At 52.0% G+C, this 4,431-nt stretch carries 4 protein-coding genes and 1 pseudogene; 2 read left to right on the top strand and 3 right to left on the bottom strand.

The features are described from left to right. From astD to JTI85_RS10200, 3 genes and pseudogenes are all read right to left on the bottom strand, one after another. A pseudogene (astD, locus tag JTI85_RS21380) lies at positions 1-155 on the bottom strand (N-succinylglutamate 5-semialdehyde dehydrogenase); the annotation flags it as partial. Further along, a complete protein-coding gene (gene astA / locus JTI85_RS10205) occupies positions 152-1,186 on the bottom strand; it encodes an arginine N-succinyltransferase (protein ID WP_048211892.1) in 1,035 nt (344 codons plus the stop codon). The gene astA and the pseudogene astD, both read right to left, overlap by 4 nt. Then, entirely contained in the window at positions 1,183-2,403 is a 1,221-nt protein-coding gene (locus JTI85_RS10200) for an aspartate aminotransferase family protein (RefSeq protein ID WP_061067774.1), read from the bottom strand. Before JTI85_RS10200 ends, astA begins: the two co-directional genes overlap by 4 nt. A 444-nt stretch (positions 2,404-2,847) precedes the next feature. Between JTI85_RS10200 and xthA the strand changes: the two genes are divergently transcribed. After that, positions 2,848-3,654, top strand: a complete 807-nt coding sequence (xthA, locus tag JTI85_RS10195) for an exodeoxyribonuclease III (RefSeq protein ID WP_003030642.1) — start codon at positions 2,848-2,850, stop codon at positions 3,652-3,654. A 222-nt stretch (positions 3,655-3,876) separates the two neighbouring features. Then, positions 3,877-4,431 (top strand): TVP38/TMEM64 family protein (locus tag JTI85_RS10190; protein WP_219352576.1); only part of this gene is annotated, 555 nt, incomplete at its 3' end.

Here is a 4,431-nt window from a genome sequence, read left to right as displayed (position 1 = left end):
CCGGCAAAAGCCGTACGCGCTGCGTGGCACGCCTGCGCCACCTGAGTTGCATCGGCATCATTGCCGTGCCACAGCACATCACCACCTACTGGGTTGGTTTTCACCCGACGCTCGCCCAGCCCCGTCACCCAGTCACCGTTTATCCATAGTGTCATGCTGTTTTCTCCTCTGCACAAAGACGCACAAAACGTACATGGTCGCCCGCGTGGCATTTCAGGGCATCCAGTTGTGCCGCCGTCAGTACCAGACGTTGGGTATCCGGGTCTGCGCGAACCAGCATGACGCGGAAGTTTTGATAGTTTTCATTGGCAACCAGACAGGCCGGATAATCGCCGGTTGCTGGCTGACCTTCCGCCACTTCCACCAGCCTGCTTTTACGTATTGCCCGCACCCGGTCGATATCGCATTCCAGTGTCGGCCCGCCGTCGAAAATATCGACATAGTTACGGTAGCGAAACCCCTCTTTCTCCAGCACCGCACGGGCTGGCGCCGTTTGCGGATGCACTTCGCCAATCACGCTTTGTGCTTCTTCCGACAGGAAGTGGGTGTAAATAGGGTGTTTAGGCATCAGCTCAGCAATAAAGGCTTTTTGTCCGGTGCCACAGAGAAAATCTGCGCGGCTGAATTCCATTGAAAAAAAACGTTTGCCGAGGCTTTGCCAGAACGGTGAATAACCGTGTTCATCAATGACACCCCGCATCTCTGCAACGACTTTTTCGTTAAAACGGTCACGAAACGCGGCCATGAACATAAAGCGCGACTTCGACAACAAATAGCCGTTACCTTCTTTACGCCAGTCCGGATCGAGAAACAGCGTGCAAAGCTCACTGCTTCCGGTGTGATCGTTACTGAGAAACAGCGTCGGCAATGCGTTATAGACATTCAACTCTTTCGAGGCATGCACCAGAGTACCGACCCGATAGTTGTACCAGGGATCGTTAAGTCCTACCGCCACCTCAATGGCGCAAATCCCCGCCACAGTTCCGCTGGCGCTGTCTTCCAGCACAAACACATATCCCTGCTCACTTTTGGGCAACTCACCGCGCCAGGTTTGTAGCGAACGTTCGATACGCGCCATTAGCGTCGCTTCATTCGCCGGTAGCGAGGTCAATCCGCCGCCGGTCTTACCGGCAAGCTGCATCAACGCGGTAATATCAGCACGTTCAATGGGGCGAATCACCATCATGATGAACCTCCTGCTTTAATGCGTTCGCATGCCAGCGCAAAACGATCCAGCCCGGTTGCCACCTCTTCCTGGCTGACGTTTAACGCTGGCGCGAAACGCACCACGTTAGCGCCGGCAATCAGTACCATCACCCCTGCATTGGCCGCTTCTTGCGAGATGAGTTTTGCTTTCCCGGCATATTCCGCATTCAGTACGCAGCCGATCAGCAGTCCAAGCCCACGAATTTCGCTAAACAGTCCAAAACGTTCGTTAATGGCGTTAATACGCTCCACAAACCAGTCATGACGCTGTTTCACACCATTGAGGACTTCCGGCGTGTTAACAATTTCCAGCAGCTTACCCGCTACGGCAGTGGCTAATGGGTTTCCGCCGTAAGTTGTACCGTGCGTGCCCACGGTCATCACGCTGCTGCAACGTTCTGTGGTCAATAACGCCCCAATAGGAAAACCACCGCCAAGGGCTTTGGCCGTCGTCAGCAGGTCTGGCGTCACACCATAGTGCATATAGGCATACAGTTCGCCGGTACGGCCAACCCCGGTCTGAACCTCATCAAAAATCAGCAGCGCATTATGGCGATCGCATAATTCACGCAGCCCCTGCAAAAACGCGTTTGTTGCCGGCACCACGCCGCCTTCGCCCTGGACAGGCTCGACGATAACCGCACAGGTAGTGTCATCAATCAACTGGCTGGCAGAATCGAGATCGTTATACACGGCATGGCGGATATCCGGCGGCAGCGGCGCGAAATCCTGTGAATAGGCGGGCTGACCACCGGCGCTGACGGTAAACAGCGTGCGGCCATGGAATGCATTTTTAAACGCCACAATCCCGCTCTTCTGGCTACCAAAACGATCGTGGGCATATTTACGCGCCAGTTTTAGTGCCGCTTCGTTGGCTTCTGCGCCGGAGTTACAGAAGAAAATGCGCTCGGCGAAGGTGGCGTCAATGAGCTTTTTCGCCAGACGCAATACCGGCTCGTTGGTGTAGCCATTTCCCGTATGCCAGAATTTGCTCGCCTGGTCGTTTAATGCCTCGCGCAATGCCGGATGGGCGTGACCCAGCGCGTTAACCGCAATGCCTCCCGCGAAATCGATATACTCTTTACCCTGCTGATCCCACAGACGTGAACCTTCACCCCGCACCGGAATAAAAGGGGCCGGAGCGTATACAGGCATCATCCATTCATCAAAATTTTCACGCGTAATTGACAGAGACATAGCGACCTCAACGGTAAATAAAAGGTTATTTATATGTTAATAAATATAGTGTTTGCGGTGTAAATGTAGATTGCAGGGTTCGTGCCAGCCAGCGAAAAAAGTGCATAAACGGAGGTCGAGGACGGAATATCAACAGGTTACAACGTGACGATATTCACTATATGTGCATATAAAGTGAATATGTTTGCGCATCAGGCGACTAAACAGAGGAAAAAACGCAGTTTTATTCAGTTGCCAAATATAATTCTGGAATTGTGATCGTATACGAAATTTTTCGGAAATTATTGCTCCATTCCAGCGCGCTTCGCGCCAAAACGGTGCAGTTTTTGCTCCATCGTTAACACCATTAGCAATCATTGTTGGAATCAGGTGACAAGAAGCAGTCAGTCTGCAGAAATTCTGCTACCATCCTTGCACTATTCATCTTGCAAAGTGGCAGTGACTATGAAATTTGTCTCTTTTAATATCAACGGCCTGCGTGCCCGTCCCCATCAACTGGCAGCCATTGTCGAAAAACACCAACCGGATGTTATTGGCTTACAGGAGACAAAAGTCCACGACGATATGTTCCCTCTCGAAGAGGTAGCAAAGCTCGGTTACAACGTCTTTTATCACGGCCAGAAAGGTCATTACGGCGTGGCGCTGTTAACGAAAGAAACGCCAATTGCGGTACGTCGTGGCTTCCCGGGCGATGACGAAGAAGCGCAGCGTCGTATCATCATGGCAGAAATTCCGTCCCCTCTGGGCAGCATCACTGTGATCAACGGCTATTTCCCGCAGGGCGAAAGCCGTGACCATGAAACTAAATTCCCGGCCAAAGCCGCGTTTTATCAGAACCTGCAAAACTATCTTGAGACAGAGTTGAAGCGCGACAATCCGGTATTGATCATGGGCGATATGAATATTAGCCCAACCGATCTCGATATCGGCATTGGCGAAGAGAACCGTAAACGCTGGCTGCGTACCGGAAAATGTTCCTTCCTGCCGGAGGAGCGTGAGTGGATGGAACGCCTGTTGGGCTGGGGTCTGGTGGATACCTATCGTCACGCAAATCCTGAAAAGAATGACCAGTTCTCGTGGTTTGATTACCGCTCAAAAGGCTTTGACGATAACCGTGGTCTGCGTATCGATCTGCTGCTGGCGAGCAACCCATTGGCGGAACGCTGCGAAGAAACCGGCATCGACTATGAAATTCGCAGCATGGAAAAACCGTCCGACCATGCGCCGGTATGGGCTAAATTCCGCGTCTGACCTCCTATGTTTTTTACTCTCCGGGCCCGGCCTGGAGAGTCTGTTTATTCTGTGCAAAATCAATAAAGCGACGGTAATACATTGTTGCGGCCGGGAATTTATTATATCTTCGCGCGCACTTTTCGCTGACGAAAATGCTCCATTGCACTCGGTTTTACAGGAGAACCCCCATGAAAAAGAAGTTCGCATAAAGCAGAATACCGGCTGCTGATTGTCGCGGTCCTGTTCTGCGTTCTGGCGGGAGTTTTCCATCATTATGGTCTGACCGACCTGATAACCAATCTCCATCATTTGCAAGATGTCATCCACCAAAGCGGGCTGTTCGGCTACGCGCTTTATATTCTGCTATTTATCGTTGCGGCGCTGTGCCTGATCCCCGGCAGCATACTGGTGATTGTCGGCGGTGTGCTGTTTGGCCCCGTGGCAGGGACGCTTATCTCGTTAGTGGCAGCAACCGTGGCCTCGGCGCTGTCATTTTTACTGGCACGCTGGCTTGGGCGGGAACTATTACTGAAACATGTCGGGCATACGGCGACGTTTCAGGCGATCGAAAAAGGAATTGCCCAAAGCGGAATAGACTTTCTGATCCTGACCCGGCTCGTGCCGCTGTTCCCCTATAATATTCAAAATTACGCCTATGGGCTGACGGCCATTCCGTTCTGGTCATTTACCGTAATATCGGCACTTACCACCTTACCCGGTATCTTTATCTATACGCTGATGTCGCATGAACTCGCCAGCGAAGGCATTACCCTGGTATTTATCGGTAAGCTCAGT

Origin of the sequence: Citrobacter sp. Colony219 (genome assembly GCF_019382635.1) — a bacterium.
Lineage (GTDB): Bacteria > Pseudomonadota > Gammaproteobacteria > Enterobacterales > Enterobacteriaceae > Citrobacter > Citrobacter youngae.
This window is presented reverse-complemented; position numbering and strand designations above follow the sequence as displayed.